At 44.9% G+C, this 5,461-nt stretch carries 7 protein-coding genes; 4 read left to right on the plus strand and 3 right to left on the minus strand.

Annotated features, from left to right (window positions below; all coding sequences use genetic code 11):
- Nucleotides 1-153 precede the first annotated feature (153 nt).
- On the plus strand, nucleotides 154-687 hold the full coding sequence (locus ABNS04_RS11910) for a DUF3016 domain-containing protein (protein WP_006954338.1): 534 nt from the start codon (nucleotides 154-156) through the stop codon (nucleotides 685-687).
- On the opposite strand, the gene ABNS04_RS11915 is transcribed toward ABNS04_RS11910, so the two are convergent.
- Together ABNS04_RS11915 and epmB are read right to left on the minus strand one after the other, a co-directional pair.
- The gene (locus tag ABNS04_RS11915) at nucleotides 662-982 is read right to left on the minus strand and encodes a hypothetical protein (protein WP_006954337.1); all 321 of its coding nucleotides are present in this window, start codon (nucleotides 980-982) and stop codon (nucleotides 662-664) included. The genes ABNS04_RS11910 and ABNS04_RS11915 overlap by 26 nt on opposite strands.
- Nucleotides 983-994: 12 nt before the next feature.
- Nucleotides 995-2,017 (minus strand): EF-P beta-lysylation protein EpmB, encoded by a 1,023-nt coding sequence (gene epmB, locus ABNS04_RS11920; protein WP_348671555.1) that lies wholly within the window; start codon nucleotides 2,015-2,017, stop codon nucleotides 995-997.
- Between the two features lie 111 nt (nucleotides 2,018-2,128).
- Here epmB and efp point away from each other — a divergent pair, with 111 nt between their 5' ends.
- From efp to ABNS04_RS11935, 3 genes are all read left to right on the plus strand, one after another.
- On the plus strand, nucleotides 2,129-2,698 hold the full coding sequence (efp, locus tag ABNS04_RS11925) for an elongation factor P (RefSeq protein WP_006954335.1): 570 nt from the start codon (nucleotides 2,129-2,131) through the stop codon (nucleotides 2,696-2,698).
- 5 nt (nucleotides 2,699-2,703) lie between these two features.
- Nucleotides 2,704-3,663 (plus strand): EF-P lysine aminoacylase EpmA, encoded by a 960-nt coding sequence (gene epmA, locus ABNS04_RS11930; RefSeq protein ID WP_286682764.1) that lies wholly within the window; start codon nucleotides 2,704-2,706, stop codon nucleotides 3,661-3,663.
- Nucleotides 3,664-3,740: 77 nt separating this feature from the next.
- A complete protein-coding gene (locus tag ABNS04_RS11935) occupies nucleotides 3,741-4,151 on the plus strand; it encodes a MerC domain-containing protein (protein WP_006954333.1) in 411 nt (136 codons plus the stop codon).
- On the opposite strand, the gene trmA is transcribed toward ABNS04_RS11935, so the two are convergent.
- Nucleotides 4,148-5,254 carry a tRNA (uridine(54)-C5)-methyltransferase TrmA gene (trmA, locus tag ABNS04_RS11940; RefSeq protein WP_348671556.1) on the minus strand — a complete coding sequence of 369 codons (1,107 nt, stop codon included), beginning with the start codon at nucleotides 5,252-5,254 and terminating at the stop codon, nucleotides 4,148-4,150. The two genes, ABNS04_RS11935 and trmA, sit on opposite strands and share 4 nt — an antisense overlap.
- Between the last annotated feature and the right edge of the window lie 207 nt (nucleotides 5,255-5,461).

Consider the following 5,461-nt stretch of genomic DNA (forward strand, 5'->3'; position numbering starts at 1 on the left):
TCCGATGCGGTCGCCTAGAAAAAATGCTAGTCGTTAGCTTAACTGACAAGCATTAGCCCTGCGGGGCTCTTTTTTTGTTTGTTTATGTAATCAGGGAATCTTTTGGTTATATTGTAGTCAAATCTTGTGAGTCAATTACCTATGGAGGTGATTATGAAAAGGATATGGGTTACATCGTTGATTCCGTTATCACTTATTGCAACGTCTGTGTTTGCGGGCGAGGCTAAAGTAACGTTCAAGGATGTTGAGAAGTACACCGACTTTTCGCCGGCTACGGGCATTGAGTCGCGTTTCCAAGAGAAGACAAAAGAAGATTTCACTGAGAAGTTTAATGAATTAGCGAGTTTATTGCCAGAAAAGCAAACGCTTGAGGTAACGGTTACGGATGTGGATTTAACCGGTCGGATCGAGCCGACCTTTGGTCAAAGCGCAACATCTTATATTCGTGTTGTACGGCCTATTGATTTTCCGCGTATTAACTTGACTTACAAGCTAACTGACGCGCAAGGGCAGGTTATTAAAGAGAACTCTGTTGTTGTAAAAGATATGGGTTTTGATATGGATAGTATGGCCTCGATTAAACGTAATCGAGATATTAACTACTATGAACATAAGATGCTCGAAGAGTGGTTCAGAGAAACCTTCTCCGAGCAAATTAAGGCTAACCAGCCTGGCGGATCTGCTTAAGGCGCGCCAACGTCTCTGTTAGTAGCTGGAGTTGTTCGACAATGGTTTTCAACAACGCTTCATTGTCACGCTCCAGTTGCCAGGCTTCTACATTTTTTGTCACTTCTTGGAGATAAGGCTGAAAGCGATTGCCTTTGGTTTCGAAAGCTGTTTGTTCAACAAAGATACTGTCAAATTTAGCTTTGCCCTGTTCTCTTAAATCATCTAAATACTGGTCCGCGTCGACAACTTGTCGATAGAGTACGCGCAGGTGTTCTTGTAACTGTTTGTCAACGCGATCAATTGCTTCACTCATCTTTGGTTTTCCTCATTCGCTTGGCATGATGGGTGTTTTACTGTCTCGGTTAGGAATTTCGCGAACGAGCTTGGGGACTAAAAACCCAGGCAGTCTGGCGTTAATTTGTTGCCAAAGTTCACGTGCGCGCGCGTCGCTAATTGCAAAATGCGCAGCTCCTTGAACCGGGTCGAGTTGGTGTAGGTAATAGGGTAACACAGACGCATCGAAAAGCCTTTCGCTGAGTTGTGAGAGTGAGTCTGCGTCGTCATTGATTGCTTTTAATAAGACGCTTTGATTCAGTAATGTGACACCACGTTGTCGCCATGTTGCTAGGTGCTGTTTAAGCGAACCTCCGATCTCATTAGCGTGGTTGGCGTGTATCACCAATATCACTTGCTCGAAGCGCTGGGTTAAATGCGTCGCAAGACGCTCGGTTAAACGTTGTGGCAATACCACGGGCAGGCGAGAGTGAATGCGAAGCCGCTTTATTTGTTTCAGTTCGGCCAATTTGTCGGCGAGTTCGATGAGATAACCATCATTGGCAAACAGCGGGTCGCCGCCACTTAAAATGACTTCGTTCACTTCTGCATGTTGACGAATATACTCGACACACTCCTCAAACTGTTTACGAGGTAATACATCCTCGGCATAAGGGTAGTGGCGACGAAAGCAATAGCGACAGTTTATAGCGCACGCCCCCTGAACCAGAAGTAGTACACGCGATGCATACTTATGAAGTAGACCTTGGGGAACTGCATGCTCACGTTTGTCGGTCACTTCATTAAGTGGGTCAGTGCTGTACCCTGGCGTTACTGTGAATTCATCAGCGAGGGGTAGCACTTGTCGCAGGAGAGGGTCCTGTGGGTTTCCAGCTTCCATCAACTCGACAAAGGGCCGCGGCACACGGAACGAAAACAACTTTTTTGCTTCGAGGTGCTCGTTGAATGCATTGGGATCGAGCCCTAATGTTGTTAGCAGCTGGCGCGGATCTTTATAGCTTTTAGCCAACTCGAGCTGCCATTCATCGCGCGTTGATACTTCAAGAGTTTGCACTGCACGACTCCCTATTTAACAATTAATGTCATTATTTTACCTGAAAATCCGCTTGGATTGGTTTATTATTGCGGCAATCAAGTTGTATTGAGAAACAAGGATACAAAATTTATGGCGAATTACAGCACCAACGAATTCAAAGGTGGCTTAAAGATCATGCAAGACGGTGAGCCATGCTCCATCGTTGAAAACGAGATGGTTAAGCCGGGTAAAGGTCAGGCGTTTAACCGTGTTAAAATCCGTAAACTTATCAGTGGCAAAGTCGTTGAGAAAACGTTTAAGTCAGGCGAGTCTGTGGAAGGCGCCGATGTAATTGAACTGGAGTTGGCATACCTTTATAACGACGGTGAGTTCTGGCACTTCATGAACAATGAAACCTTTGAGCAAGTTGCCGCGGATGCAAAAGCCGTCGGTGAAGCTGAAAAGTGGTTAGTTGAGCAAGACGTATGTACGCTTACTCTGTGGGAAGGTAACCCGATTAACGTACAACCACCTAATTTCGTTGAGCTTGAGATTACTGAAACCGATCCAGGGCTAAAAGGTGATACTGCCGGTACAGGTGGTAAACCTGCAACACTAAGCACCGGCGCAGTAGTGCGTGTCCCGTTGTTCGTGCAAATTGGTGAAGTTATTAAAGTGGATACTCGCTCAGGCGAATATGTTTCACGCGTGCAGAAGTAAATACTATGTCTGACTGGCGTTCAAAAGCCACGTTAAACGTATTAAAGAAACGAGCGGAGTTGTTGCGGCAACTTCGTTCGTTTTTTTTCGAGCGCGATGTGTTAGAAGTCGATACCCCACTATTGTGCCAACACGGTGTCACCGATCGGCATATTGAAAACCTCAGTACGCGCGATAGTCAGCACAACTTACGTTATCTTCAAACCTCCCCGGAATATGCGATGAAGCGTTTGCTAGCGCAATATGGGCATAGTCTCTATCAGTTAAGCCATGTGGTACGCGATGATCCGGTTGGCCGTCACCATAACCCTGAGTTTATGATGCTGGAGTGGTATCGAGTGGGTTTTGACGATGACCAACTGATAGCTGAGATTGATGAGTTGTTAATGACAGTTGCTGACGCTCCGCCCCTAGTAAAATTGACGTATCAAGATGCTTTTCTGCAACACATGCAGTGTGACCCTCTAACACCGGCTGGAATAAAGGCAATTCATCAGCGTTTGAAAGATGATGAGCGAACGAAAGATTGGATGGCAAGTGAGTCGGATGTGGATACAATTTTGCAGGTCGCTTTCAATCTTTACGTAGAGCCACAATTATCGTTATCGCAACCAACGGCTATTACTCACTTTCCTGCAAGTCAGGCAGCCTTAGCCCAAATTGATAGTAAAAATCCTAGCGTAGCGCGACGTTTCGAAATTTATTGGGAGGGGATTGAACTTGCCAATGGTTATTACGAACTGAGCGATTCAGTAGAGCAGTCATTGCGTTTCAACAAAGATATTGCAGCACGTGAGCGTGCTCAATTGCCCTACCGCGCGGCGGATTGTTTTTTAATAGCGGCGCTAGAACACGGGCTACCTCCATGCGCAGGTGTCGCAATGGGATTTGATCGTTTACTGATGATTAAGACAAAGGAAACTTCAATTGAGCGCGTGATTCCGTTTTCATACACCTCAGCTTAACGATTAAATTGTGATCGCTCTTGCGACCAATGTACGTATGTTATAATATAACAGACTCATTGAGGTAAGGGGGGCAAATGACTCATTCAAAACAACAAAAGCTGGATCGAGCGGGTATATGGATCACCACGGTCTGTGCTATCCATTGTTTGCTGTTACCTCTAATTCTCCCATTACTTGCATTGGTAGGTTTTTCGTTTTTAGGCGAGGATTTACTCGAAAACACAATTTTAGGTATCAGCGTTATTGTGGGTCTAACTGCGCTCATTGGCGGCGCTAAACAGCATGGGAAGTGGTCGCTATTAATCCCGCTGCTCGCAGGTGCATTAATATATTCGCAACGAGACATTCTTGGTCCGTGGGGAGAACCGGTTATTATTGCCGTTGGCGCTGGACTGATCATTTACGCGCACATCAGTAACTTACGTCGCTCACGTAAAATAATGGCTTCAGCAAATGCCCCACTCGCTGAAGCCAAAAATGTTTAGCCAGTTTTTCGTTCTAACAAGACACCGGCTTCGATATGGTGTGTATAAGGAAACTGGTCGAATAAAGCCGCTTTTGTAACGGTAAACTTATCACTCAGGTCGTTTATATTCTGTAAGAGTGTGTCTGGGTTACAGGATATGTAGAGTATCCTTTGATACTGACTGACTACATTAAGTGTAAGAGCATCAAGGCCTGCGCGAGGCGGATCGACAAGTACGGTTCCAAAATCATAGCTCGTCAGGTCGATATTCTGTAATCTTCGCTTTTCTACGTCACCTTTGAGTGCTTCACTGAACTCTTCTGACGACATGCGCACGAACTCAACATTATTGATTCCGTTCATTTCTGTCGCCACTTGAGCAGAAGCCACCGACCGTTTACTGATCTCCGTAGCCAGCACGTGTTCGAATTGTGTTGAGAGTGGCAGAGTGAAGTTACCGTTACCGCAATATAGCTCGAGCAAGTCATGTTTCGGTGTTCCCACACTATTTATTGCCCAAGTTATCATTTGCTTGTTGATCTCGGCATTCGGTTGGGTGAATGCATTTTCAGTTTGTACGGTTTTCCAATGACGGTTACCAATATTCAAGCACTCGACTACTTCATCGGTTCCGATGACATGCTTTTGCTTTCTTGCACGACCGATGAGTCCAAGCTTGTCAGTTATTGGAGATAGTGCTTCATGCATTTGCTTTGCGGACTCTTCCCATTCCGCATCTAATTGTTTGTGGTATAAGCAGGAGATAACTGCTTCATTGGTTGTAGTCGTAAGAAAATCTACCTGAAACAGCTTATTTCTCAAGATTGGCTTATCAATGACATAGTCTCTGACCGCTTTCATCAGGGTATTAATAAGCCCAGAGCCAGGAACAAACTCATCCATTCTGATTTTCTCCCGCGTTTCGGGATTAAACATTATGTAGTATAAGTCGTTTTGCTCATGCCAAACTCGAAACTCAGCACGCATACGGTAGTGAGTGCGTGGCGACTCGTGTAGTTCAAGTTCTCCTTTATAGTAAGGAGACAACAATTGCTGTAAGTGTTTTGCCTTCTCGGCAAATTGCAGCGGGTATTCGGACGGATCGATTGTTTTGTAGGTCATGATTAATAGGCGTTGCTTTAAGTTAGTAGCTTTTAGTTTATCATTTTTGTCGGCTTAGTGCCGATTTGGTGACTTATTAAACGAATTTGGGCTTAATTGTGTTGTGTTTATTTACATTTGACGGGAATCTGTACAAACGAATAAAAACATTGAAAATAGCCCTTGACCCACGGAGATAAATGTCTAAAATACGCCCCACGTTTGAGG

This window comes from uncultured Idiomarina sp., assembly GCF_964010655.1.
Taxonomy (GTDB): Bacteria; Pseudomonadota; Gammaproteobacteria; order Enterobacterales; family Alteromonadaceae; genus Idiomarina; species Idiomarina baltica.